Raw genomic sequence first — 25,017 nt, 5'->3', positions numbered from 1 at the left:
TGACCGCTAGTTTTCCCCGCGCTGGGAACCACGGACCCCTTTGGTTGCCAGCGACACCACGTTTCACAGCTGCGGTGGGGCTCCGCCCGCCGTACTAGGGACCTGAGGAGAACTGGTGCCGCTCCCGTCACTGACCCCCGAGCAGCGCGCTGCCGCGCTGGAGAAGGCTGCGGAGATCCGCAAGGCCCGCGCTGAGCTGAAGGAGCAGCTCAAGCAGGGCAAGACCACCCTCGCCACCGTCCTTGAGCGGGCCGAGTCCGACGACGTCGTGGGCAAGCTGAAGGTTTCGGCGGTGCTCCAGGCGATGCCGGGCATCGGCAAGATCCGGGCCACCCAGATCATGGAGAAGCTCAAGATCGCCGACAGCCGTCGCCTGCGCGGCCTCGGCGAGCAGCAGCGCAAGGCGCTGCTGGGTGAGTTCGCCGCCAACTGAACGGCCCACCGTGTAGAAACAAGCGGTGAGCACGGATGACGAGGCGCGCTCGGCGGCTCGGCTCACCGTCCTGTCCGGCCCTTCCGGGGCCGGCCGGGGCGGTGTCGTCGAGCAGGTCCGGGCGCGTCTCGCGTCGGTGTGGGTGCCGGTGGTCGCCACCACCCGCCCGCCACGTCCGGGCGAGCGCCACGGCGTGGACCGGCTCTTCCTCGACCCGGCCGGCTTCGACCGGCTGGTCGACGCGGACGGGCTGCTGGAGTGGTGCCGGATCGGGCCGTACCGCCGGGGGGTGCCCCGCGCGGGCGTGCGGACCCGGCTCGCCGAGGGGCGGCCGGTGCTGTTGCCGATCGACCTCGCCGGCGCGCTCGCCGTGCGGGCCGCCGTGCCGCAGGCCCGGCTGGTGCTGCTCGCGCCGCCGGCGTACCGGGCGGATCCGGTCGTCGCGGACGCGTTCGCACACGCCGTGACGCACGACCGCACCGAGCGCGCCGTGGCGGAACTGGTAGGATTGATCGGTTCGTCAGTCCTGGCTCCGGCCCGACCGCCCGTGAGCGGTTGAGCGGCCACCGACCGCCCGCGCGGCGGCGCACGAGACGCAGAGGTCAAATTTCGTGGGATCCATCGCCACCAACCCCGAGGGCATCACCAACCCGCCGATCGACGAGCTGCTCGAGAAGACCACCTCGAAGTACGCGCTGGTGATCTTCGCCGCCAAGCGGGCCCGTCAGGTCAACGCCTACTACAGCCAGCTCGGTGAGGGCCTCCTGGAGTACGTCGGCCCGCTCGTGGAGACCACCCCCCAGGAGAAGCCGCTCTCCATCGCCATGCGCGAGATCAACGCGGGCCTGCTCACCGCCGAGCCGACCGACCAGCCGTAACCGCGCCCGCGCCGATGCCCGCCGAGATCGTCCTCGGGGTCGGCGGCGGCATCGCCGCCTACAAGGCGTGTGAGCTGCTCCGGCTCTTCACCGAGTCGGGTCACCGGGTCCGGGTCGTGCCGACCGCCTCGGCGCTCCGCTTCGTCGGGGCGCCGACATGGTCGGCGCTCTCCGGCCGGCCGGTCGCCGACGACGTCTGGTCCGACGTGCACGAGGTGCCGCACGTGCGGCTCGGGCAGCACGCCGACCTGGTCGTGGTCGCGCCGGCCACCGCCGACCTGCTCGCCAAGGCCGCCCACGGCCTCGCCGACGACCTGCTCACCAACACGTTGCTGACCGCGCGCTGCCCGGTCGTGCTGGCCCCGGCCATGCACACCGAGATGTGGGAGCACCCGGCCACCGTGGCCAACGTCGCCACGCTGCGCTCCCGCGGCGTCCGCGTGATCGAGCCGGCGGTCGGCCGGCTCACCGGGCAGGACTCCGGCAAGGGCCGGTTGCCCGACCCGGCCGAGATCTTCGCGGTCGCCCGCCGGGCGCTGGCCCGGGGCGTCGCCGCCCCGGCCGACCTGACCGGCCGGCACGTGGTGGTCACCGCCGGCGGCACCCGCGAGCCGCTCGACCCGGTCCGCTTCCTGGGCAACCGCTCCTCCGGCAAGCAGGGGTACGCGTTCGCCCGCGCCGCCGTGGCGCGGGGCGCGCGGGTGACTGTCGTCTCGGCGAACGTGGCGCTCGCCGACCCGGCCGGGGTGGACCTGGTCCGGGTGGGCACCACCGAGGAGCTGCGCGCCGCCACGCTGGCGGCGGCCGCCGACGCGGACGCGGTGGTGATGGCCGCCGCGCCCGCCGACTTCCGTCCGGCCAGCTACGCCACCGGTAAGATCAAGAAGTCGGACGACGGTGTCGCGCCGACCATCGAGCTGGTCACCAACCCGGACATCGCCGCCGAGCTGGGCCGGCACCGTCGGAGCGGGCAGGTGCTCGTGGTGTTCGCCGCGGAGACCGACGACGCCGAGGCCAACGGCCGGGCCAAGCTGGCCCGCAAGCGCGCCGACCTGATCGTGGTCAACGAGGTGGGCGTCGACAAGGTCTTCGGCGCGGAGACCAACGCGGCCACCGTGATCGGCGCCGACGGCGCCGTGCACCGCTTCGCCGAACAGCCCAAGGAGGCCCTGGCCGACGCCGTCTGGGACCTCGTGGTCGCTCGACTGGGCCCGCCGTCCTGACGGTTGGTCGACAAGCATTCCTTGAGCCACGCGCCAGCGCGGACGACTAAACTGCCGCCGAGCGACCTTTAAAAGTCTTCACATGCTTAGGAGTGCCGTGACACGTCTCTTCACGTCCGAATCGGTCACGGAGGGCCACCCGGACAAGATCGCCGACCAGATCAGCGACGGCATTCTCGACGCGTTGCTCGACCAGGACCCGCACAGCCGCGTCGCGGTGGAGACGATGATCACCACCGGGCAGGTGCACGTCGCCGGCGAGGTCACCACGAAGGCGTACGCCGACATCCCGACGATCGTGCGGGAGACGATCCTCGGCATCGGCTACGACTCGTCGAAGAAGGGCTTCGACGGCGCCTCCTGCGGGGTCAGCGTCTCCATCGGCGCCCAGTCGCCGGACATCGCGCAGGGCGTGGACAACGCGTTCGAGCTGCGTACCGGCGGCTCGGAGAGCGCGCTGGACGCGCAGGGCGCGGGCGACCAGGGGATGATGTTCGGCTTCGCGTGCTCCGAGACCCCGGAGCTGATGCCGCTGCCGATCGCGCTGGCGCACCGCCTGGCGCGGCGGCTGTCGCAGGTGCGCAAGGACGGCACGATCCCCTACCTGCGGCCGGACGGCAAGACGCAGGTGACCATCGAGTACGACGGGCTGCGCCCGGTGCGGCTGAACACGGTGGTGGTGTCCAGCCAGCACGCGGCGGACATCTCGCTGGAGTCGCTGCTCACGCCGGACGTGCGCGAGCACGTGATCGCGCCGGAGCTGGAGGGCCTCGGTCTGGACACCGAGGGCTACCGGCTGCTGGTGAACCCGACCGGGCGGTTCGAGATCGGCGGCCCGATGGGTGACGCCGGCCTGACCGGTCGGAAGATCATCGTGGACACCTACGGCGGCTACGCCCGGCACGGTGGCGGGGCGTTCTCCGGCAAGGACCCGTCGAAGGTGGACCGGTCGGCCGCGTACGCGATGCGCTGGGTGGCGAAGAACGTGGTCGCCGCCGGCCTGGCCGAGCGGTGCGAGGCGCAGGTCGCGTACGCGATCGGCAAGGCGCACCCGGTGAGCCTGTTCATCGAGACGTTCGGCACCGAGACGGTGCCGGTGGCCTCGATCGAGAAGGCCGTGGCCGAGGTGTTCGACCTGCGCCCGGCCGCGATCATCCGGGACCTGCACCTGCTGCGCCCGATCTACCGGCAGACCGCCGCCTACGGCCACTTCGGCCGCGAGCTGCCGGAGCTGACCTGGGAGAACACCGACCGGGCCGCCGACCTCAAGTCGGCCGCGGGAGCCTGACCACCGCCACGCGCCGCGACCGGCGACCCGCCGAGGGGTCGCCGGTCGCTCGCGTCTGCGTGGACGTGCCGCTGCCGCACCTCGACCGCCCGTTCGACTACCTGGTCCCGGAGGCGCTGGACGCCGACGCCCGGCCCGGGGTCCGGGTGAAGGTCCGCTTCGCCGGGCAGCTCGTCGACGGCTGGCTGCTGGAGCGCGTCGCCGAGTCCGACCACCCGAAGCTCGCGTACCTGGAGAAGGTCGTCTCCCCGGTCCCGGTGCTGTCGCCGGAGGTGGCCCGGCTGGCCCGGGCGGTCGCCGACCGCTACGCGGGCAGCCTGGCCGACGTGCTCCGGCTGGCCGTGCCGCCGCGGCACGCCCGCGCCGAGAAGTCCGCCACCGCCACCGACGTGGAGCCCGACCCCGCCACGGGGCCCGCCGTCACGGACGCGGAGCCGGCCACCGCCGCCGAGCCGGCCACCGCCGTCCCGGCACCGGCCGGCGGTGCTCCGGCGCCTCTCGACCCGCGCGGCTGGCGGGACTATCCGGCCGGGCCGGCGCTGCTGCGCGCGCTCGCCGACGGCCGCGCGCCGCGCGCCGTGTGGTCCGCGCTGCCGGGGGAGGACTGGGCCGACAGGTACGCCGACGCGGTGGCCGCGACCGTGGCCGGCGGCCGGGGCGCGGTGGTCGTGGTGGCCGACGCCCGGGACCTGGACCGCCTCGACGCCGCCCTGACCGCGGTCCTCGGCCCGGGGCGGCACGCCTGCCTGGCCGCCGCCGCCGGGCCGGCCCGCCGCTACCGGGCGTTCCTGGCCGCCCGGCGCGGCGAGGTGCCGGTGGTGATCGGCACCCGGGCGGCCATGTTCGCCCCGGTCGAGCGGCTCGGCCTGGTGGCGGTCTGGGACGACGGGGACGACCTGCACGCCGAGCCCCGGGCGCCCTATCCGCACGCCCGTGACGTGCTGCTCACCCGGGCGCAGCTCACCGGCGCGGCCGCCCTGGTCGGCGGCTACGCCCGGACCGCCGAGGCGCAACTGCTCGTGGAGACCGGCTGGGCCCGGGAGGTGGTCGCCGACCGGGCCACGGTGCGGGAGCGGATGCCGGCGATGGCACCCACCGGGGACGACCCGCAGTTGGCCCGGGACCCCGGCGCGGCCTCCGCCCGGCTCCCCAGCCTGGCCTGGACCACCGCCCGGGACGCGCTCCGCGCCGACCTGCCGGTGCTGGTGCAGGTGCCCCGGCGCGGCTACCTGCCCTCGGTGGCCTGCGCCGACTGCCGGACCCCGGCCCGCTGCCCGCACTGCGCCGGTCCGCTCGGCCTGCCGTCCGCCCAGGGGACACCCGCCTGCCGGTGGTGCGGCCGGGTCGCCGCCGCGTACGCCTGCCCGCAGTGCGGCGGGCGGCGGCTGCGCGCCTCGGTCACCGGCGCCCGGCGTACCGCGGAGGAGCTGGGCCGGGCCTTCCCGGGGGTGCCGGTGCGGACGTCCGGGCGCGAGGAGGTGCTGGCCGGCGTGCCCGGCGGCGCCGGCCTGGTGATCGCCACCCCGGGCGCCGAGCCGGTCGCCGAGGGCGGCTACGGCGCGGTGCTGCTGCTCGACTCGTGGGCGCTGCTCACCCGGGCCGACCTGCGGGCCGGGGAGGAGGCGTTGCGTCGCTGGCTGGCCGGGGCGGCGCTGGCCCGGCCCGGCGCGGCAGGTGGCCGGGTGGTGGTGGTCGCCGACGGCGCGCTGGCCCCGGTGCAGGCGCTGCTGCGCTGGGACGCGGCCTGGTTCGCGGCCCGGGAGCTGGCCGAGCGCCGCGAGCTGGGCTTCCCGCCGGCGGTCCGGATGGCGAGCGTCACCGGCGCGGCCGAGGCGGTGGCCGACCTGCTGGCCGGCGCCCGGCTGCCGGACGACGCCGAGGTGCTCGGCCCGGTGCCGGCCGACGAGGGCCGGGAGCGGATGCTGGTGCGGGTGCCGCGGGCCCGGGCCGCCGCGCTCGCGGACGCGTTGCACGCCGCCGCCGGGCAACGCAGCGCCCGCAAGGCCGTCGATCCGGTCCGGCTCCAGGTGGATCCGCTCAGCCTGTTCTGATCGGGTCCGGAGATCGTGACCCAGCGCACCCGGACCCTCGCGCACGGTCGTGACCTGGGGTTTGCCGCACACCTGGTCCGGCAATTGGGTAGCGCGCGGTGATAGCATCGCCCGTCATGCCCAGGCGTGCGGGATTTCCGCGCGGGATGCGGCGCGACGGGTGCTCAGGGCACGTCGGGCCACACGGATTCGATGTCGTCAGTCAGCCGGTGAGCAGGGGTGGACCAGTCGTGACCGTTCGTCAGTCGATCGTCTTCAACGGTGACCTCGGCAGCGGCAAGAGCACCGTTTCCGTCGAGATCGCCAAGCGGCTCGGGCTGCGCCGGGTCAGCGTCGGCGACCTCTACCGCCAGATGGCGCAGGAGCGGCAGATGACCGCGCTCCAGCTCAACCTGCACGCCGAGCTGGACCAGGCCGTCGACGGCTACGTCGACCAGCTCCAGCGCGACATCGCCGCCTCCGGCGAGTCGCTGGTGATGGACTCGCGCCTGGCCTGGCACTTCTTCACCGACGCGCTCAAGGTGCACATGATCACCGAGCCGACCGAGGCGGCCCGGCGGGTGCTGGCCCGTCCGTCCGGCCCGGCCGAGAGCTACACCTCGCTGGAGGAGGCGCGGGCCAAGCTGCGCGAGCGCAGCGAGAGCGAGCGCAACCGCTTCATCGTCCGCTACGGCGTCGACAAGGCCCGGTTGCGCAACTACGACCTGATCTGCGACACCACCCGGGCCACCCCGCAGCAGGTGATCGAGCACGTGGTCGACGTCTACGAGGGCCGCCTCGGCGCCGACGTGCTGCGCGCCGGCCAGCCGCTGCTCCTGCTCGACCCGACCCGGGTCTACCCGACCGAGGACGTCGCCACGCTGCGCGGCTCCTGGGACCAGGAGCACGGCGGCGACGAGGCGGGGGAGCCGCTGAGCATCGGCTACACCGGCGAGTACTTCTTCGTGGTGGACGGGCACCGGCGGCTCAGCGCGGCGGTGCGCGGCGGCGTCCCGATGATCGCCGCCCGGCTGGTCGCCGAGGTCGACGAGCCGGTGGTCGGCGGGATGAGCGCGGTGGACCTCTTCGCCGCACAGGCCCGGCCGGGCCTGATCCACGACTGGGAGGACGCGCACGGGATCGCGCTGCCGCTGCCCGAGCACGCCCTGCTCGGTGGCGGCACGGTGCTCGCCGGGGAGCCGGGCGCCGGCGCCTGACCGGCCGCCCCCGCGCCGCGACGGGATCGCCCGATCCGGTGCGGCGAAGCATGATGGGGGTCTCCGATGCCTGGGGAGGCCGACCGTGGATCCCGCCGACGCCCTCGCGCTGCTGATGTCCCCCGCGGGTCGGATCGACCCCTACCCGACCTACGAGCGGCTGCGGGCGCACGGCCCGGTGGTCCAGGCCGGTCCGGTCTTCTACGCGGTGACCGGCCACGCCGAGGCCGACGCCATCCTGCGGGACGCCCGGTTCGGGGTGATGGACGACAGCCTGCGCGACCAGTTCATGCCCGGCTGGCGGGAGAGCCAGGCGGTGCTGTCGATCTCCCGGTCGATGCTGCGCACCAATCCGCCCGACCACAGCCGGATGCGGCGGCTGGCCGCCGGCGCGTTCAGCCCGCGCCGCATCGCCGCCATGCGGGGCGTGGTCGAGGCGCAGGCCGACGAGTTGGTCGACGCGATGCTGGCCGCCGGCCGGGACGGGACGCCTGTCGACTTCATGGCCGCGTTCGCCTACCCGCTGCCGGTCGGGGTGATCTGCGCGCTGCTCGGCGTGCCGGCGGCCGACCGGTCGCTGTTCCGACGCTGGGCCACCGACCTGACCGGTGTGCTGGAGCCGGAGATCACCATGGACGAGCTGGCCGTGGCCGACCGGGGCGCGGGTGAGCTGCGGGCCTACGTCACCGAGCTGGTGGCGGCCCGCCGCCGCGCGCCGGCCGACGACCTGACCACCGCGCTGGTGCAGGCCCACGACTCCGGCGGCGAGCGGCTCTCCGGCGACGAGCTGCTGGCCAACCTGATCGTGCTGCTGGTGGCCGGCTTCGAGACCACCACCAACCTGCTCGGCAACGGGCTGGTGACGTTGCTCGACCACCCCCGGGCGGCGGCGGCGCTGCGCGAGCACCCGGAGTTCGCCCCCGGATGCACCGACGAGCTGCTGCGCTACGACTCGCCGGTGCAGCTCACCTCGCGGATGAGCACCGCGCCGTCGCGGCACGGCGGCGTCGACCTGCCGGCGGAGAGCTGGGTCATCGTGATGCTCGGCGCGGCCAACCGGGATCCCCGCCGCCATCCGGAGCCGGCCCGCTTCGACCCCTGGCGCCCACAGGTCCACCCGCTGTCCTTCGGCGCCGGGCCGCACTACTGCCTCGGCGCGGCGCTGGCCCGGCTGGAGGCCCAGGTGGCGTTCCCGCTGCTGCTGCGCCGGCTGCCCGAGCTGGCGGTGGCCGGCACGCCCGAGCGGCGGGCCCGACTCACCCTGCGTGGTTACGCGACGCTGCCGGTCAGCGTCGGCCGGGAGGCGGCCCCGGTCACCGTTCCCGGTACGCCACCGGGGGCGGCGGGCCGCACTCCGTAGACTGGGGGCGCACCAGCCGTCCCAGACAAGGAGCCACGCCGCGTGACCGTCCAGCCCATCCGTCTGTTCGGCGATCCGGTGCTGCGCACGCCGGCCGACCCGGTTGTCGACTTCGACGCCGAGCTGCGCAAGCTGATCGCCGACCTGACCGACACGATGCGCGAGCAGAGCGGCGCCGGTCTGGCCGCGCCCCAGCTCGGGGTGGGCCTGCGGGTGTTCACCTTCGACGTCGACGACATGCTCGGCCACCTGGTCAACCCGGTGCTGGAGTTCCCCGACGAGGAGGAGCAGGACGGCCCGGAGGGCTGCCTGTCCATCCCCGGCCTCTACTTCGACACCAAGCGCCGGCAGAACGTGATTGCCAAGGGCTTCAGCGCCCACGGCGACCCGATGCAGATCGTCGGCACCGGGCTGATGGCCCGCTGCCTGCAGCACGAGACCGACCACCTGGACGGGGTGCTCTTCGTCGACCGGCTCGACCCGGCCGGCCGCAAGGCGGCCATGAAGGCGATCCGCCAGGCCGAGTGGTACGACCAGGGCGCCCCGCCCACGGTCAAGCTCAGCCCGCACCCGGTCAGCAACCCGTTCGGTCTGGGGCGGTGACCCGGATGCGCCTGGTCTTCGCCGGCACGCCGGCGGTCGCCGTACCGGCCCTGGACGCGATCGCCGCCTCCGGCCACGAGCTGCTCGCCGTGGTCACCCGTCCCGACGCGCCGGCCGGTCGCGGTCGGGGGCTGCTCCGCTCGCCGGTCGGCGCGTGGGCCGACGCGCACGGCGTCGAGGTGCTCACCCCGGCCCGCCCGCGTGAGCCCGAGTTCCTCGACCGGCTGCGCGCGCTCGCGCCGGACTGCGTGCCGGTGGTCGCCTACGGCGCGCTGGTGCCACCGGTGGTGCTGGAGATCCCCACGCACGGCTGGATCAACCTGCACTTCTCGCTGCTGCCCGCCTGGCGGGGCGCGGCCCCGGTGCAGCACGCCGTGCTGCACGGCGACGAGCTGACCGGCGCCAGCGTCTTCCAACTGGAGGAGGGGCTGGACACCGGCCCGGTCTTCGGCACGGTCACCGACGAGATCCGGCCCGCCGACACCTCCGGCGACCTGCTGGAACGGCTGGCCCACTCGGGCGCCGGCCTGCTGGTCGCGGTGCTCGACGCGATCGGCGACGGCACCGGCCGGGCCGAGCCACAGCCGGCCGACGGGGTCTCGCCGGCGCCGAAGCTGACCGTGGAGGACGCCCGGGTGCGCTGGGGCGACCCGGCGTTCGCGGTGGATCGGCGGATCCGGGCCTGCACGCCCGCGCCCGGCCCGTGGACCACGTTCCGCGACGACCGGGTCAAGCTCGGCCCGGTCACCCCGCTGGCCAACGGCCCCGAGCTGAAGCCGGGCGAGCTGCTGGTGGAGAAGTCCCAGGTGCTGGTGGGCACGGCGACCGGGCCGGTGCGGCTCGGCGAGGTGCGCGCGGCCGGCAAGAAGGCCATGTCGGCAGGCGACTGGGCGCGCGGCGCCCGGGTCGCCGCCGGGGAGGCTTTCTCGTGACGGGCCCGGAGCGGCCCGTCGAGGGCGAGCGGCCCCGGGGGTACGCGCGTGAGCACGGCGACCGCCGGCGCTCGGACGAGCGTTTCGGCGGGGACCGCCGGCGTGGCGACCGCCCCGGCGCGGACCGGCGCGGTGGTGACCGGTTCGGCGGCGACCGGCGGGGCGGGTCGCGTCCGAGCCGGCCGGCCGTGGACCTGCCCCGGCACGTCGCGTACGAGGCGCTCGCGGCGGTGCACCGCGACGACGCGTACGCCAACCTGGTGTTGCCGGCGATGCTGCGCGAGGCGGGGCTGAGCGGCCGGGACGCCGCGTTCGCCACCGAGCTGACCTACGGCACGCTGCGGCACACCGGCACGCTGGACGCGATCGTCACCGACGCGGCGGGCCGGGACGTGCAGCGGATCGACCCGCCGGTGCGCGACGCGCTGCGGCTGGGCGCCTACCAGTTGCTGCACACGAGGGTGCCGGCGCACGCGGCGGTGTCGTCCACCGTGGACCTGGTCCGCTCGGTGGGTCCGGGCGCGACCGGGTTCGCGAACGCGGTGCTGCGGGAGATCGCCGGCCGGGACGCCGACGCCTGGGTGGCGAAGCTCGCCCCGGACGAGGCGACCGACCCGATCGGCCGGCTCGCGTTGGCGTTCAGCCATCCGCAGTGGATCGTGCGGGCGTTCGCCGAGGCGCTCGGCGGTGACCTGGGGGAGACCACCCGCCTGCTCATCGAGGACAACGAGCGGCCGCCGGTGCACCTGTGTGCCCGCCCCGGTCTGGCCGACGCGGTGGAGCTGGCCGACGAGGTGGGCGGCGCGCCCGGCGCGTTCTCGCCGTACGCGGTCTACCTGCCGGGTGGCGCGCCCGGTGAGCTGGCGGCGGTGGCCGACGGCCGGGCGCACGTGCAGGACGAGGGCTCGCAACTGGTCGCGGACGCGCTGGCGCACGCGCCGCTGGACGGCCCGGACGGCCGGTGGTTGGACCTGTGCGCCGGCCCGGGCGGCAAGGCGGGCCTGCTCGGCGCGCTGGCCGCGACGCGGGGGGCGCGGCTGACCGCGGTGGAGGTGGCCGAGCACCGGGCCCGGTTGGTCGAGCGGGCGACCCGGGGCCTGCCGGTGACGGTGGTGCACGCCGACGGGCGCAGTGTGGGCGACGAGCCGAAGGTGCCGGAGGGGCACTTCGACCGGGTGCTCGTCGACGCGCCGTGCACCGGGCTGGGCTCGCTGCGGCGGCGGCCGGAGTCGCGCTGGCGGCGTCAGCCGTCGGACCTGCCGCCGTTGACCCGGTTGCAGCGGGAGCTGTTGACTGCCGCGTTGCGGGCGGTCCGCCCGGGCGGCCTGGTCGCGTACGTGACGTGTTCGCCGCACGTGGTGGAGACGCACGTGACGGTGACCGAGGCGTCCCGGCGGTGCGGCTTCCCGGTGGACTTCGTGGACGCCCGGGCGCTGCTGCCGGCCGGCATGCCGGGGCTGGGTGACGGGCCGACGGTGCAGCTCTGGCCGCATCGGCACGGCACCGACGCGATGTTCCTGGCGGTGTTGCGCAGGGGCTGACCCGAGGGGTCGGGTGCATCCCTCGCGGGGGAGGGGGTTCGCGGGATGTGACACCCCGTTGACTGTGCGATCGATACATGTAACTGTTCCGATCACCGGTCCAACGGTCCGTCACCCCCGCGTTCCCCCGAGGAGTCTCCATGAGACGCAGCACGCCGACCATGAGCCTCGCGCTCGCCCTCGTCGCCACCCTGACGACGGCGAGCCTGGCCGGCACCGCCTCCGCCGCTCCCGCCCCGGCGGCCGCCCCCGCCGCCACGCTCGCCGCTCCGGACGTCTCCCTGACCAACGTCCAGGCCCACCTCACCCAGCTCAACTCCATCGCCAGCAGCAACGGCGGCAACCGGCGGGCCGGCTCGGCCGGTTACGCCGCGTCGGTCAGCTACGTCAAGGGCAAGCTCCAGGCCGCCGGCTACACGGTCAGCGAGCAGAACTGCACCACCTGCACCTACCCGGGCAGCAACCTGATCGCCGAGTGGCCCCAGGGCCCGGCCGACCAGGTGGTCATGTTCGGCGCCCACCTGGACAGCGTCTCCGCCGGGCCCGGCATCAACGACAACGGCTCCGGCTCGGCCACGCTGCTGGAGAACGCGCTGGTGCTGGCCGCGCAGAACCCGACCATGACCAAGCGGGTCCGGTTCGCCTGGTGGAACGGCGAGGAGCAGGGGCTGCAGGGCTCCAAGCACTACGTCAACCAGCTCAGCACCACCCAGCGGGGCTACATCAAGGGCTACTACAACTTCGACATGGTGGGCTCGCCCAACGGCGGCTACTTCATCAACCGGATCACCTCGGCCACCGCCGCGCCGCTCAAGGCGTACTGGGACTCGTTCGGCATCCAGCCGGAGGAGAACACCGAGGGCCAGGGCCGCTCCGACGACTACTCGTTCGCCAACGCCGGCATCCAGACCTCCGGCTACGCGGCCGGCGCCAGCTACACCAAGACCGCGGCGCAGGCCGCCAAGTGGGGCGGTACCTCGGGCGCGGCGTACGACGGCTGCTACCACCGCTCCTGCGACACCACCAGCAACATCAACACGACGGTGCTCAACCGCAGCGCGGACGGCGTGGCGTACGCGATCTGGGCGCTCGCGGTCGGCGGCGGCACCCCGACCAACGACTTCTCGGTCGCGGTGAGCCCCACCTCCGGCAGCGTCGCGCGGGGCGGCTCCACCACCGCCACGGTCAGCACCGCCACCACGGCCGGCAGCGCCCAGACCGTCACGCTGTCGGCCAGCGGGGCGCCGAGCGGGGTCACTATCGGCTTCAGCCCGTCGTCGGTCACCTCGGGCGGCTCCGCCACCATGACGGTCAGCGCCTCGTCCACCGCGACCACCGGCACGTTCACCGTCACCGTCACCGGGACCGGCTCGGCCACCCGCACCGCCAGCTACACGCTGACCGTGACCGGCGGCAGCGGCGGCTGCACCGGCGGGCAGCTCGTCGCCAACGGCGGCTTCGAGTCCGGCGCCGCGTCGTGGACCGCCAGCTCCGGGGTGATCACCAGCGACTCCGGCCAGGCGGCCCGCACCGGCACCTACAAGGCCTGGATGGACGGCTACGGCTCGTCGCACACCGACACGCTGTCCCAGTCGGTGACCCTGCCGGCCGGCTGCACCAGCTACACGCTGTCGTTCTGGCTGCACGTCGACTCGGCCGAGACCACCACCACGACCGCGTACGACAAGCTGACCGTGCAGGTCGGGTCGACCACGCTGGCGACGTACTCGAACCTGAACAAGGCCACCGGCTACACCCAGCGCACCTTCAACCTCGCCGGCTACGCCGGCCAGACGGTCACGCTCAAGTGGACCGGCGTCGAGGACGCCTCGCTGCAGACCAGCTTCGTCGTCGACGACGTGACGTTGCAGGTCGGCTGAGCGCACCCGGCGGGGCGGGCCGACGCCCGCCCCGCCGTGGGGCTCAGGTGATCGGCAGCGCCCTGCCGCCGGCGCCGCGGACGGAGCGGGTGAGCGTCCGCTCGGACACCCAGAGGAAGCACTGCACGCCCCGGTCGCCGTCGCGCCACTGCTGCTCGAACGGGTGGTAGATGATCGTGCCGGCCCGGTACTGCATGTTCCGGTCGTTCGGCACCTTGGCGTACTTCGCGATCAGGCCCCGGCACGCCTTGTGCGCCCGCAGCGAGGTGCGCTGGAACTCGGCGTAGCTGATGTCGGGCGCCTGGTAGATCCCGACGAACTCGGCGTGGTGCCTCGTGGTGCAGGCGACCGGCCGCATCGCCTGCACCTCGTCCTTGCTCAGCTTCGGGTTGAAGCAGGCCAGCGCCAGCGGCGAGCCGGGCTTGAGGGCGCCGCGCAGGCTGCCGGTGCGGGCGGTGACGTTCCCCTCGTCCAGACCGTTGACCTCGGCGACGTCGCAGCGGTACCAGCGGGCGCCGCCGGACCAGGCCAGCGCCGAGGGGAACACCACGGAGAGCTGCAGGCGCCCGGAGCGCCAGTCCGCGCCGACCGCCCGGGTCACCTGCCGGGCGCACTCGGCGTGCGCGCTGCGGATGCCGGTCGAGCCGGCCCGCGGCGGCGCCGACCGCCCGGCGTCCGGGCCGGTGAGCGTGCCGACGTGCAACGTCTCGACCCGGTGCGACGTGGCGCAGTCGACCGGCTGGTAACCGCTGAGGTAGCCCACGTCGGCGACGGTGGGGTGGCAGACGTCGGCCTCGGGCACGAAGCCCTCCGGGGCGGCGAGGGCGGGCCACTCGTCGGTCAGGTCGCGATCGACCCCGGCCGGCGCGCTGCAGCCGCCGAGCGCCAGCACCGTCACCGCGCCCGCGGCGACCGCCGCCCACCATCGCCGCATCGCGACCGACCTCCCGCCGTCCGGAGCCGCCCGGCCGACCGGTACGCCTCGGCGACGCAGCATACGGCACCGGGGGCCTGACGCGGTCCCACGTCGGCGGCGGCCGGCGTCAGATGACGGGCAGTCCCTCCGGGCCGGCGCCCCGCATCGAGCGGGTCAGTTTGCGGTCGTCGCTCCACAGGAAACACCGCACGCCCCGGTCGCCCTCCTCCCACTCGCGCTGCGACGGCGGATAGAAGATGGACCCGGCCCGGTAGGGCAGCTCGGCGTTGTCCGGCACGTTGGCGAACGCGGCGATCAGCCTCATGCACCGCCGGTGTGCCGCCGGCGCGGCCCGGGCGAACTGCGCCCAGCTCATGTCGGCTTCGGCGTAGACGCCGACGAACTCGGCCCGGTGCGGTTCGGTGCACAGCACCGGGGCCATGTAGTTGAGGTTCGCGCCGATCAGTTTCGGGTCGAAGCAGCGGTGCACCAGCGGGTTGTCGCCGACCAGCGCGCCGCGCAGGCTGCCCACCCGGTTGACCGGCCGGGTGTTGTCGATGCTGTCGGTCTCGGCCAGGTCGCAGCGGAACCAGCGGGCGCCGGACAGCCAGGCGGTCGCCGGCGGCAGCGCGATGTTCAGGGTGAGCCGGGCGGCGTGCCAGTCGCCGCCGATCATCTCCCGGGCCCGCTGGTCGCACTCGGCCCGGGCGGTGCGCAGCTCCGGCGAGCCCGGTTCGGGACGGGCGCCGAGCGCCGCCGGCCCGGTGAACGTGCCGACGTGGACCGCCTCGGCGAGGTGGCTGCGCGCGCAGTCCACCGTCTCGTACGTGGCCGCCTGCACCACCGCGGTCAGCCGGGGCAGGCACGCGTCGGTGGCCGGGACGAACAGCCGGGGCGCCGGCAACGCGGCCCAGTCGTCGACGAGGTCACCGTCGGCCCGGTGCGTCTGCACGCAGCCGGCGAGCACCGCGGTCACCGTGCCGGCCAGCGCGAGCGCGTGGAGCCACCGTCGCATCGTCCGCTCCTTCGCCGGAGAGATGGCAGCCGGTCGCCGCGAGCCCGAGCGGCGTCCCCCGCGCCCGGGCGTGCAGCATATGTGACCGTCCCTGTAGGAGTTTCGCCATCTTTCAGTCGATCGGCCAGTACCGGACGACTATTCGTGTCGATTTCCGGTCCGGACGGGCCGACGCTGCACCCGCGGTGACGGAAGAGTCACCACCCGTACCGTGTGGTGCCGCGCCGCGTCCGGGGTGTGGCCGCGTTCGTACACTGACCCGGTGACCGTACCGCCGCCCGTCGTCGCGCCCAGCATCCTGGCCGCCGATTTCGCCCGCCTCGCCGACGAGGTCCGCGCCGTGGAGTCCGCCGCCGACTGGCTGCACGTGGACGTCATGGACAACCACTTCGTCCCCAACCTGACCATCGGCCTGCCGGTGGTGCAGAGCCTGCTCGCGGCCACCGAGCTGCCGTTCGACGTGCACCTCATGATCGAGGACCCGCGACGCTGGGCCCCCGGCTACGCCGACGCGGGCGCGTACAACGTCACGTTCCACGCCGAGGCGTGCGACGACCCGGTGGCGCTGGCGAAGGACCTGCGCTCGGCCGGGGCGAAGGCCGGGCTGGCGATCGACCGGGACACCCCGATCGAGCCCTACCTGGACCTGCTGCCCAGCTTCGACACGCTGCTGATCATGACGATCAAGGCCGGCTTCGGCGGCCAGCGGTTCCTGCCGCCGCTGCTGGACAAGGTGCGCGCCGCCCGCCGGCACGTCGACAGCGGCCACCTGGAGCTGCGCATCGAGGTCGACGGCGGCATCGCCGCCGACACCATCGAGCAGGCCGCCGCCGCCGGCGCCGACGCGTTCGTCGCCGGCACCGCGGTCTACGGCGCCGACGACCCGGCCGAGGCGGTACGCCGCCTGCGGGGCCTGGCGGAACGTGCGATGACCGGGGCCTGAGATGGACCCGGCCGGCGACCGACCCGACGTCATCCTGGTCGTCGACGACGACGAGGACATCGCCCGCTTCGTCGAGTTCAACCTGCGCCTGCACGGCTTCGAGGTGCTGCACGCCGCCGACGGCCAAGAGGCGTTGGAGGTGATCGAGCGGCAACGGCCGGACCTGGCCGTGGTCGACCTGATGATGCCCCGGGTGGACGGCCTGGAGCTGACCCGCCGGCTGCGTGCCGACCCGATGACCTCGGCGCTGCCGGTGATCATGCTGACCGCCAAGGGGATGACCTCCGACAAGGTCAACGGCCTCAGCGCGGGCGCGGACGACTACCTGGTCAAGCCGTTCGACACCGCCGAGCTGGTCGCCCGGGTCAGCTCCACGTTGCGCCGCAACAAGGAGTTCCGGGAGGTCTCCCCGCTGACCGGCCTGCCCGGCAACAGCCGCATCCGGCGGGAGATCAGCGACCGGGTGCGCAGCGGCGTCGACTACGCCGTCGGCTACGTCGACATCGACCGGTTCAAGAGCGTCAACGACCGGTACGGCTTCGTCCGCGGCGACGAGTTCATCTCCGCGCTGGCCCGCAGCCTGCACCGGGCCGTGGTGTCGATCGGGCTGCCGCCGGCCTTCCTCGGCCACGTCGGCGGCGACGACTTCGTCATCGTCTGCGCGCCGACCCAGGTCCGACCGCTGACCAGCCGCGCGGTGGTCGACTTCGAGAACGCCGCCGACACGCTCTACGACCCCACCGACCGGGAGCGCGGCTTCGTCGAGCTGAAGGACCGGCGCGGCAACATCCGCCGGGCCGCGCTGGTCACCCTCTCGATCGGCGTGTCGCTGTCCGACAGCGGCAAGCGGTTCACCGACCCGCTGGAGGCGATCGCCGTGGCCTCCGAGATGAAGACGGTGGCCAAGAGCCAACCCGGGTCGTACGTGGCGGTCGACCGCCGCCGTGGCGTCACCTGATCGACCGCCCGTGGCTGTGAGGTAGCTCGCCTCTGTGGCGCGCGTCGCCGCGGAACGTGTAAGACTTCCGGGGTACCCACCACGCGCTGGCGGGGCTCGGTGAAATTCCGAACCGGCGGTGATCCACGGTCCGACCGTGGTAAGCCCGCGACCCGGACGGCTTCGGCCGGACGGTGGACCTGGTGAGAATCCGGGGCCGACGGTTGGGGTGCGGCTCGTCCGCCCCCAGAAAGTCCGGATGGGAGACAGCGCGCGGAACGGGGGAGGCCCCTGTCGGCCGCTGAGCACCCTCAGCCGCCGCGTGGGCTCCTCGGGGCGGCCGTGCCGTTCCCGGGTTCTCCGCCGCCGCGTGTCCGCGGCCCCGTGCCGCTGCTTCCCGACCCGCCCGCGCGTGACCGGCGAGCGGGAGGGCAGGGCAGGTCATGGCGAGCGTCTCCGTCGACGAGGCGATGCGTCGCGCCGTCGAGCTGGCCGCCCGCGGCCTCGGCGCCACCAGCCCCAACCCGGTCGTCGGCTGCCTGCTGCTGGACGCCGACGGCGAGGTCGTCGGCGAGGGCTTCCACGCGTACGCGGGCGGGCCGCACGCCGAGATCGTCGCGCTGGCGCAGGCCGGCACGCGGGCCCGGGGCGGCACCGCGGTGGTCACCCTGGAGCCCTGCGACCACACCGGCCGCACCGGCCCCTGCAGTCACGCGCTCATCGCCGCCGGGGTGGCCCACGTCGTGGTCGCCGTGCCTGACCCCAACCCGGTGGCGTCCGGCGGCGCGGCCACCCTGCGCGCCGCCGGGGTCCGGGTGACCCTCGGGGTACGCGGCGAGGAGGCCGAGGCCGGCAACGTCGCCTGGCTCACCTCGATGCGCCGGGGCTGGCCGTACGTGATCTGGAAGTACGCGGCCACGCTCGACGGGCGCTCCGCCGCCGCCGACGGCACCAGCATGTGGATCACCTCGGAGGCGGCCCGCACCGACGTGCACGCGCTGCGCGGCACCGTCGACGCGGTCCTCGCCGGGGTGGGCACCGTGCTCGCCGACGACCCCCGGCTCACCGCCCGCAACCTGCGCGACGGCACGCTGGCCATCCGGCAGCCGCTGCGGGTGGTGGTGGACAGCTCGGGGCGTACCCCGGCCGACGCCCGGGTCCGCGACGGCGCGGCGCGCACCTGGGTGGCGACCGCCGCGGAGGTCGGCGCCGGCCCGGACGGCCGGGTCGACCTGGCGGCGCTGCTGGCCGAGCTGCACCACCGCGGCGTGCGGGCCGCGCTGCTGGAGGGCGGCCCCACGCTGGCCGGCGCGTTCCTCGCCGCCGGCCTGGTCGATCGGATCGTCGGCTACGTCGCGCCGAAGCTGCTCGGCGCCGGCCCCACCGCGTTGCTCGACGCGGGCGTGACGACCATCGCCGACGCCATCGACCTGGAGATCACCGACGTTACGCCGGTCGGCCCCGACCTGCGGATCACCGCGCTGCCCCGGAAGAGGGAGGCCTGAACATGTTCACCGGCATCGTCGAGGAACTGGGCGAGATCGTCCGGAGCACCGAGACCGGAGACGACTCGGCGCTTGTCGCCATCCGTGGCCCGCTCGTCACCTCGGACGCCCGGCACGGCGACTCCATCGCGGTCAACGGGGTCTGCCTGACCGTGGTCGACGTCGACGGGGGCGTCTTCACCGCCGACGTGATGGGCGAGACGCTGCGCCGCACCGCGCTCGGGGCGTTGCGCCCCGGCGACCCGGTCAACCTGGAGCGGGCCGCCGCGCTGAACAGCCGCCTCGGCGGGCACCTGGTGCAGGGCCACGTCGACGGCGTCGGCGAGGTCGTCGCGCGGGAGCCGGCCGCGCAGTGGGAGACGGTCCGGTTCCGGCTGCCCGCCGAGCTGGCCCGCTACGTGGTGGAGAAGGGCTCGATCACCGTCGACGGCGTGTCGCTGACCGTCGCCGAGGTGGGCGACGACTGGTTCTCCGTCGGGCTCATCCCGACCACCCTGAAGCTCACCGTGCTCGGCACGAAGCAGGTCGGCGACCCGGTCAACCTGGAGGTCGACGTGCTGGCCAAGTACGTCGAGCGGCTGATGGGCGGCGCGCGATGACGGGCCCGCTCGGCTGGCTGCTCGACGCCCAGGTGCACGTCGCCGGCTCGCCGGTGCTGGTCCGGGAGATCGTCGGCAACGTCTTCGGGCTCGCCTCGGCGCTGCTCGGGCTGCGCCGGGTGGTCTGGGCCTGGCCGGTCGGCATGATCGGCAACGGGCTGCTGTTCACCGTGTTCCTCGGCGGCGTCTTCGCCACCCCGCAGGCGCACGACCTCTACGGCCAGGCCGGCCGGCAGGTCTTCTTCTTCGCGGTGAGCGTCTACGGCTGGTGGCGCTGGTCGCGCAACCGCCGCTCCGGCGGGGGCGCGGAGCCCGCGGTGGTGCCGCGCTGGGCCACCTGGCGGGAGCGGCTGGGCCTGCTCGTCGTCGCGGCCGTGGGCACCGCAGCCGCCTACCCGGCGCTCGCCGCGCTCGGGTCCTGGGGGCCGCTGCCGGACGCCTGGATCCTGGTCGGCAGCCTGCTCGCCACCTACGGCATGGCCCGGGGCTGGGTGGAGTTCTGGCTGGTCTGGATCGCCGTCGACGCGGTCGGCGTGCCGCTGCTGCTGCGCGGCGGCTTCTACCCCTCGGCCGCCATGTACCTGGTCTACGGCGCGTTCTGCGCGGCCGGTTTCCTCAGCTGGTGGCGCACCTCGCGGGCGGCCACGGCCGCGCGCACCCGGATCCCGGCGACGTACTCGGAGGTCGTGGCATGAGCACCTTCGGCTCGATCGAGCAGGCGGTGGCGGACATCGCCGCCGGCCGGCCCGTCGTCGTGGTCGACGACGAGGACCGGGAGAACGAGGGGGACCTGATCTTCGCGGCCGAGCTGGCCACCCCGGAACTGGTGGCGTTCATGGTCCGCCACACCTCCGGCTACATCTGCGTGCCGCTGACCGAGGACGAGTGCGACCGGCTCGACCTGCCGCCGATGCACCACACCAACCAGGACCGGCGCGGCACCGCGTACACCGTGACGGTGGACGCCCGCGAGGGGGTCAGCACCGGCATCTCGGCCGCCGACCGGTCGCACACCATCCGGCTGCTCGCCGACGCCGGCACCGACCCGACCGACCTGGCCCGCCCGGGCCACGTGGTGCCGCTGCGAGCCCGCGCGGGCGGGGTGCTGCGCCGCCCCGGGCACACCGAGGCGGCGGTGGACCTGACCCGGCTGGCCGGCCTGCGCCCGGCCGGCGTGCTCTGCGAGCTGGTCAACGACGACGGCACCATGATGCGCCTGCCGGACCTGGAGAAGTTCTGCGCCGAGCACGGCCTCACGCTGATCACCATCGCCGACCTGATCGCCTACCGCCGCCGCACCGAGAAGCAGGTCGAGCTGGCCGCCGAGGCGCGGATGCCCACCCCGTACGGCGTGTTCCGGGCGTACGGCTACCGGGCCGAGCACGACTCGGCCGAGCACGTCGCGCTGGTCTTCGGTGACCTCGGCGACGGGCGCGACGTGCTGGTCCGGGTGCACTCCGAGTGCCTCACCGGGGACGTGTTCGGGTCGCTGCGCTGCGACTGCGGCCCGCAGTTGCAGGCGTCGCTGGCCCGGGTCGCGCAGGAGGGGCGCGGGGTGGTGCTCTACGTGCGCGGGCACGAGGGCCGCGGCATCGGCCTGCTGCACAAGCTGCAGGCGTACCAGTTGCAGGACCAGGGCCGCGACACCGTGGACGCGAACCTCGACCTGGGCCTGCCGGCCGACGCCCGCGACTACGGCACCGGCGCGCAGATTCTGTACGACCTCGGCGTCCGCTCGATGCGGCTGCTGACCAACAACCCGGCCAAGCGGGCCGGCCTGGAGGGCTACGGGCTCACCGTGACCGGCCGGGAGGGGCTGCCCGTGCGGTCCAACCCGGAGAACGCGCGCTACCTGCGCACCAAGCGGGACCGGATGGGTCACCTCCTGGAGGGGCTGGACGAGGTGACCGAGGCGCCGATGGGGCGGCCGGTGGCCGGTGACGAGATCGGAGCGTAGGAGATGGCGGGTTTCGGGGAGCCGGGCGCGCCCGCGGTGGACGCGGCCGGGCTGACCGTCGGAGTGGTGGCCGCGCGCTGGCACGGCGAGCTGACCGACCACATGGCCGAGCGCGCGGTGGCCGCCGCGCAGGCGTGCGGGGCGCGGGCCGTGGTGGCCCGGGTGGCCGGTTCGGTGGAGCTGCCGGTGGTGGCCCAGGCGATGGCCCGGCGCTTCGACGTGGTGGTCGCGCTCGGCGTGGTGGTGCGCGGCGCGACCGCGCACTTCGACTACGTGTGCCAGTCGGTGACCGAGGGGCTGACCCGGGTGGCGCTGGACGAGGGCAAGCCGGTGGCGCACGGCGTGCTGACCGTGGACACCATCGAGCAGGCCCGGGACCGGGCCGGGCTGCCCGGCTCGGCCGAGGACAAGGGCTGGGCGGCCACGGTGGCGGCGCTGGAGGCCGCGCTGGCGATCCGCGGCCTGGACGCCGCCAACGCCCACCGCGTCGGCTTCGCCTGACCCCGCCCGCTCGCGCCTGCTCGCGCCTGTCCGTGCCGTGCCTACTCGTGCGGGATCGGGTCGGCGCACGCCACCGCCTCTCCCGAGCACCGGCGGCACTCCTGTCCGCGCTGCCTTTGGAGCTGACAGCACAGACGACTCAGCCCGCGTCCGGGTCACCTCGTCAGCTCACGACTCGCCGCCCCCTGCGCCCCGACCGAAGCCGCCGGGTGGGAGCAGGCGGGCGATCAAGGAGTTCGCGTCGGAGTCGATCTCCCCGCCGACACAAACCCCTTGATCACGCTCCCGGCGGGCGGGAGAGAGGGTTGATCATGAAGTTGGCGGTGACAAATCGGACGCGGAGTGCCGCCAAGTTCATGATCGACGGAGCGGGCCGGGTGTGTCGTCGGTGAGGTCAGCTTGACAGGCGGCGTGGGCAGGAGGCCCAGCGGCGGCTGTTCGTTCGGAAATGGCACCTGGGGGCGGCGTCGGCGGACGGCGGTGGGTCGCGTTGTGGATGGTCGGTGGTGGTCAGGGTGCTGTCGGGGGCGCGGTGATTGGTGGCGGGGCGTTCGGGGAGGACGGGTGGTGAGGTGGGCGACGCGGGCGGACCCGGTCGACGGGCGCACCCGGGGTGGCTGGAAGAATCGCCTTTTGTGAAGACGTTCGAGGAGTTGTTCGCCGAGCTGCAGGCCAAGGCCGCCGCCGGCACCCCGGGCTCGGGCACGGTCGACGCGCTCGCCAAGGGTGTGCACTTCATCGGCAAGAAGGTCGTCGAGGAGGCGGCCGAGTCGTGGATGGCCGCCGAGCACGAGGGCCCGGAGCGGGCCGCGGAGGAGATCTCCCAGCTGCTCTACCAGGCGCAGGTGCTGATGCTGGCCACCGGTCTCGAGCTGAAGGACGTCTACCGACATCTGTGAGTGCCCGTCCGCTGATCATCCGATCGAACGAAGGAGCACTTCCATGCTGCGTGTCGCCGTACCCAACAAGGGCGCCCTGGCCGAGAAGGCGGCCCAGATGCTGCGTGAGGCGGGCTACCGCCAGCGCACCGACCCGAAGGACCTGGTCTGCCGGGACGAGCCCAACGACATCGAGTTCTTCTACCTGCGTCCCAAGGACATCGCCACCTACGTCGGCTCCGGCGACCTGGACGTCGGCATCACCGGGCGGGACCTGCTGGTCGACTCCGGCGCGCCGGCCGAGGAGGTGGTGGACCTCGCCTTCGCCCGGGCCACCTTCCGCTTCGCCGCCCGCCCGCAGGACGTGGACGACGTACGGGAGCTGGGCGGGCACCGGATCGCCACCGCGTACCCGGGGCTGGTCGAACGCCACCTCGCCGAGCTGGACGTCAAGGCCGAGGTGATCCGGCTCGACGGCGCGGTGGAGAACGCCATCCGCCTCGGCGTGGCCGACGTGGTCGCCGACGTGGTGGAGACCGGCGCCACGCTGCGCCAGGCCGGCCTGGTGGTCTTCGGCGAGCCGCTGCTGCGCTCCTCGGCGGTGCTGGTGCGCCGGTCCGGCGCGCCGGGCGGCGCCCAGCAGGGCCAGCTCGAACGCCGGCTGCACGGCGTGCTGGTGGCCCGCCGCTACGTGATGCTCGCCTACGACGTGCCGGCCGGGCTGCTCGACCGGGCCAGCTCGCTCACCCCGGGCATCGAGTCGCCGACGGTCTCGCCGCTGCACCGGGAGGGCTGGGTCGCGGTGCAGGCCATGGTGCTGCGCGACGACGTGCACCGGATCATGGACGAGCTGTACGAGCTGGGCGCCCGGGCGATCCTGGTCACCAACATCCACGCCTGCCGGCTGTGAGGCCGCTGCCGCTCCCCGCCGCGCTGGCCGTGGTCGTCCTGGGCGGCGTGGCCTCGGCCGCCCAGGGGGTGGTCAACGCGAAGCTCGGTGAGCGGACCGGTGACCCGGTGCTCGGCGCGGTGGTCAACAACCTGGGCGGCTGCCTGATCGTGCTGGCCGGGCTGGCCGTGGTCCCGGCGATGCGGGCCGGGCTGGCCGGGTTGCGCCGTGCCGGCCTGCCCTGGTGGTCCTACCTCGGCGGGCTCGGCGGCGCGGTGATCGTGCTGACCGCCCCGGTGGCGGTGCCGGCGCTCGGGGTGGCGGTGTTCACCATCGCCCAGGTGGCCGGCGGCAGCCTCGGTGGCCTGGCCGTCGACCGGGCCGGGCTGGCCGCCGGCGGGCGGCTGCCGCTCACCGTGCCCCGGGTGGCCGGCGCGGCGCTCGGCGTCGGCGCGGTGGCCCTCGCGCAACTCGGCCGGCCGGTCGGCGACCTGGCGGTCGGGCTGGTGCTGCTCTCGGTCGTGGCCGGGCTGGCGGTGTCGTTGCAGTCGGCGCTCAACGGCCGGGTCGCGGCCGGCATCGGGCCGGCCGCCGGGCTGGCGGTGAACTTCCTGGTCAGCACGACCGTGATCGGCGCGGTGGCGGTGCTGGCCGGGTCGCTGGCCGACCAGCCGCGCTGGCCCACCGAGTGGTGGCTCTACGTCGGCGGCGTGTTCGGCGTCGGCATCGTGCTCGCCCTGCTGGTCGGCGTACGCGCCGCCGGGGTGCTGCGGACCGGCCTGGCGCTGGTGGCCGGGCAGCTCGGCGGCGCGCTGCTGCTGGACCTGGTGCTGCCGGGCGGGCCCGGCGTCCGGCTGCCGGTGCTGGCCGGCGCCGTGCTGACGCTGCTGGCGGTGCTGGTGGCCGGGGCGCGGCGGCGCGCGCCGGCCCGTGTGGCGGTGGAACGTGAGCGCGAACCGGATGGCAGACTGGTCGGGTGAGCGATTCCGTGGTGACCGTGCGGCCGCGCCGCATCCGGGTGGTCTGCTGGGCGTCGGCGATCGCGCTGGTGGTCGTCTTCAGCCTGGTCGCGACGTCGCTGACCGGCGCCACCGGTGACGGCTACGGCTCGTTCCAGCGTGGTGACCAGTTCGCCATGGTCGGGCTGGGCGTCTTCGGCGCGCTCGGGTTCCTGCTGTTCACCCGTCCCCGGGTGATCGCGGACGCGAAGGGCGTGCGGGTGCGCAACGTGATCGGCTCCTACGAGCTGCCCTGGGAGGTGGTCCGCGGGGTCCGGTTCGACCGCGGCGCTCCGTGGGCGAGCCTGGAGCTGCACGACGACGACCTGCTGCCGATGGTCGCCCTGCAGGCGGCCGACAAGGAGAGCGCGGTCGAGGCGGTCCGCGCCCTGCGCCGGCTGCACCAGGCGCACCTGGCCGCGCTCGCCGCCGGCCACCCGACGCCCCGCTGACCTGCGGGCCCGGTTTGGGCCGACCTGGGCCGAGGGTGTAGT

At 74.6% G+C, this 25,017-nt stretch carries 25 protein-coding genes and 1 riboswitch; of the genes, 23 read left to right on the top strand and 2 right to left on the bottom strand.

Going from position 1 to position 25,017, the window contains the following annotated elements; translation table 11 throughout:
- The first annotated feature begins 115 nt into the window (after nucleotides 1–115).
- The 12 genes from mihF to ACIA5A_RS25005 all read left to right on the top strand — a co-directional run bounded on the left by mihF (nucleotide 116) and on the right by ACIA5A_RS25005 (nucleotide 13,385).
- The gene (gene mihF, locus ACIA5A_RS25060) at nucleotides 116–433 is read left to right on the top strand and encodes an integration host factor, actinobacterial type (protein WP_013285515.1); all 318 of its coding nucleotides are present in this window, start codon (nucleotides 116–118) and stop codon (nucleotides 431–433) included.
- A gap of 25 nt (nucleotides 434–458) precedes the next feature.
- A complete protein-coding gene (locus tag ACIA5A_RS25055) occupies nucleotides 459–992 on the top strand; it encodes a guanylate kinase (RefSeq protein WP_396766830.1) in 534 nt (177 codons plus the stop codon).
- A 52-nt stretch (nucleotides 993–1,044) separates the two neighbouring features.
- A complete protein-coding gene (rpoZ, locus tag ACIA5A_RS25050; protein ID WP_013285517.1) occupies nucleotides 1,045–1,311 on the top strand; it encodes a DNA-directed RNA polymerase subunit omega in 267 nt (88 codons plus the stop codon).
- 14 nt (nucleotides 1,312–1,325) lie between these two features.
- The gene (gene coaBC / locus ACIA5A_RS25045; protein ID WP_396766828.1) at nucleotides 1,326–2,534 is read left to right on the top strand and encodes a bifunctional phosphopantothenoylcysteine decarboxylase/phosphopantothenate--cysteine ligase CoaBC; all 1,209 of its coding nucleotides are present in this window, start codon (nucleotides 1,326–1,328) and stop codon (nucleotides 2,532–2,534) included.
- Nucleotides 2,535–2,631: 97 nt separating this feature from the next.
- A complete protein-coding gene (metK, locus tag ACIA5A_RS25040; RefSeq protein WP_396766826.1) occupies nucleotides 2,632–3,822 on the top strand; it encodes a methionine adenosyltransferase in 1,191 nt (396 codons plus the stop codon).
- 59 nt (nucleotides 3,823–3,881) lie between these two features.
- Nucleotides 3,882–5,873 (top strand): primosomal protein N', encoded by a 1,992-nt coding sequence (locus ACIA5A_RS25035; RefSeq protein WP_396766824.1) that lies wholly within the window; start codon nucleotides 3,882–3,884, stop codon nucleotides 5,871–5,873.
- 230 nt (nucleotides 5,874–6,103) lie between these two features.
- Nucleotides 6,104–7,069 (top strand): AAA family ATPase, encoded by a 966-nt coding sequence (locus tag ACIA5A_RS25030; RefSeq protein WP_396766822.1) that lies wholly within the window; start codon nucleotides 6,104–6,106, stop codon nucleotides 7,067–7,069.
- 85 nt (nucleotides 7,070–7,154) lie between these two features.
- On the top strand, nucleotides 7,155–8,429 hold the full coding sequence (locus tag ACIA5A_RS25025) for a cytochrome P450 (protein WP_396766820.1): 1,275 nt from the start codon (nucleotides 7,155–7,157) through the stop codon (nucleotides 8,427–8,429).
- A gap of 42 nt (nucleotides 8,430–8,471) precedes the next feature.
- Entirely contained in the window at nucleotides 8,472–9,032 is a 561-nt protein-coding gene (gene def / locus ACIA5A_RS25020; RefSeq protein WP_396766818.1) for a peptide deformylase, read from the top strand.
- A gap of 5 nt (nucleotides 9,033–9,037) precedes the next feature.
- The gene (gene fmt, locus ACIA5A_RS25015; protein ID WP_396766816.1) at nucleotides 9,038–9,964 is read left to right on the top strand and encodes a methionyl-tRNA formyltransferase; all 927 of its coding nucleotides are present in this window, start codon (nucleotides 9,038–9,040) and stop codon (nucleotides 9,962–9,964) included.
- Nucleotides 9,961–11,505 carry a transcription antitermination factor NusB gene (locus ACIA5A_RS25010; protein WP_396766814.1) on the top strand — a complete coding sequence of 515 codons (1,545 nt, stop codon included), beginning with the start codon at nucleotides 9,961–9,963 and terminating at the stop codon, nucleotides 11,503–11,505. Before fmt ends, ACIA5A_RS25010 begins: the two co-directional genes overlap by 4 nt.
- 140 nt (nucleotides 11,506–11,645) lie before the next feature.
- On the top strand, nucleotides 11,646–13,385 hold the full coding sequence (locus tag ACIA5A_RS25005) for a M28 family peptidase (RefSeq protein ID WP_396766812.1): 1,740 nt from the start codon (nucleotides 11,646–11,648) through the stop codon (nucleotides 13,383–13,385).
- A gap of 43 nt (nucleotides 13,386–13,428) precedes the next feature.
- Here the strand turns inward: ACIA5A_RS25005 and ACIA5A_RS25000 are convergent, their stop codons facing one another.
- Nucleotides 13,429–14,319, bottom strand: coding sequence for a septum formation family protein (locus ACIA5A_RS25000; protein ID WP_396766810.1), 891 nt, complete (start codon nucleotides 14,317–14,319; stop codon nucleotides 13,429–13,431).
- A 109-nt stretch (nucleotides 14,320–14,428) separates the two neighbouring features.
- On the bottom strand, nucleotides 14,429–15,316 hold the full coding sequence (locus tag ACIA5A_RS24995) for a septum formation family protein (protein WP_396766808.1): 888 nt from the start codon (nucleotides 15,314–15,316) through the stop codon (nucleotides 14,429–14,431).
- 262 nt (nucleotides 15,317–15,578) lie between these two features.
- Between ACIA5A_RS24995 and rpe the strand changes: the two genes are divergently transcribed.
- From rpe to ACIA5A_RS24940, 11 genes are all read left to right on the top strand, one after another.
- Nucleotides 15,579–16,259: a ribulose-phosphate 3-epimerase gene (gene rpe, locus ACIA5A_RS24990; RefSeq protein WP_396766806.1), complete on the top strand. Its 681-nt coding sequence runs from the start codon at nucleotides 15,579–15,581 to the stop codon at nucleotides 16,257–16,259.
- A gap of 1 nt (nucleotide 16,260) precedes the next feature.
- Nucleotides 16,261–17,217 (top strand): response regulator, encoded by a 957-nt coding sequence (locus tag ACIA5A_RS24985; RefSeq protein ID WP_278106407.1) that lies wholly within the window; start codon nucleotides 16,261–16,263, stop codon nucleotides 17,215–17,217.
- Between the two features lie 81 nt (nucleotides 17,218–17,298).
- Nucleotides 17,299–17,471, top strand: a riboswitch (FMN riboswitch).
- Nucleotides 17,472–17,639: 168 nt separating this feature from the next.
- The gene (gene ribD / locus ACIA5A_RS24980) at nucleotides 17,640–18,701 is read left to right on the top strand and encodes a bifunctional diaminohydroxyphosphoribosylaminopyrimidine deaminase/5-amino-6-(5-phosphoribosylamino)uracil reductase RibD (protein WP_396766804.1); all 1,062 of its coding nucleotides are present in this window, start codon (nucleotides 17,640–17,642) and stop codon (nucleotides 18,699–18,701) included.
- Nucleotides 18,702–18,703: 2 nt separating this feature from the next.
- Nucleotides 18,704–19,300 (top strand): riboflavin synthase, encoded by a 597-nt coding sequence (locus ACIA5A_RS24975; protein WP_396766802.1) that lies wholly within the window; start codon nucleotides 18,704–18,706, stop codon nucleotides 19,298–19,300.
- Complete coding sequence (gene pnuC, locus ACIA5A_RS24970) at nucleotides 19,297–19,995, top strand: nicotinamide riboside transporter PnuC (RefSeq protein ID WP_396766800.1); 699 nt, start codon at nucleotides 19,297–19,299, stop codon at nucleotides 19,993–19,995. Before ACIA5A_RS24975 ends, pnuC begins: the two co-directional genes overlap by 4 nt.
- On the top strand, nucleotides 19,992–21,257 hold the full coding sequence (locus tag ACIA5A_RS24965) for a bifunctional 3,4-dihydroxy-2-butanone-4-phosphate synthase/GTP cyclohydrolase II (RefSeq protein WP_396766798.1): 1,266 nt from the start codon (nucleotides 19,992–19,994) through the stop codon (nucleotides 21,255–21,257). The genes pnuC and ACIA5A_RS24965 overlap by 4 nt, the downstream gene beginning before the upstream one ends.
- Nucleotides 21,258–21,260: 3 nt before the next feature.
- Nucleotides 21,261–21,758: a 6,7-dimethyl-8-ribityllumazine synthase gene (gene ribH, locus ACIA5A_RS24960; RefSeq protein WP_181567804.1), complete on the top strand. Its 498-nt coding sequence runs from the start codon at nucleotides 21,261–21,263 to the stop codon at nucleotides 21,756–21,758.
- 635 nt (nucleotides 21,759–22,393) lie between these two features.
- Nucleotides 22,394–22,657: a phosphoribosyl-ATP diphosphatase gene (locus ACIA5A_RS24955; protein WP_043324932.1), complete on the top strand. Its 264-nt coding sequence runs from the start codon at nucleotides 22,394–22,396 to the stop codon at nucleotides 22,655–22,657.
- A 43-nt stretch (nucleotides 22,658–22,700) separates the two neighbouring features.
- Entirely contained in the window at nucleotides 22,701–23,546 is an 846-nt protein-coding gene (gene hisG, locus ACIA5A_RS24950) for an ATP phosphoribosyltransferase (RefSeq protein WP_396766796.1), read from the top strand.
- Nucleotides 23,543–24,505, top strand: coding sequence for a DMT family transporter (locus ACIA5A_RS24945; protein WP_396766794.1), 963 nt, complete (start codon nucleotides 23,543–23,545; stop codon nucleotides 24,503–24,505). Before hisG ends, ACIA5A_RS24945 begins: the two co-directional genes overlap by 4 nt.
- Nucleotides 24,502–24,975 (top strand): PH domain-containing protein, encoded by a 474-nt coding sequence (locus ACIA5A_RS24940; protein WP_396766792.1) that lies wholly within the window; start codon nucleotides 24,502–24,504, stop codon nucleotides 24,973–24,975. The genes ACIA5A_RS24945 and ACIA5A_RS24940 overlap by 4 nt, the downstream gene beginning before the upstream one ends.
- Nucleotides 24,976–25,017 lie beyond the last annotated feature (42 nt).

The organism is Micromonospora sp. NPDC051300, from assembly GCF_044455315.1.
Taxonomy (GTDB): Bacteria; Actinomycetota; Actinomycetes; order Mycobacteriales; family Micromonosporaceae; genus Micromonospora; species Micromonospora robiginosa.
The sequence above is the reverse complement of the archived record's forward strand: the minus strand, read 5'-3'. Positions and strand labels throughout refer to the sequence as shown.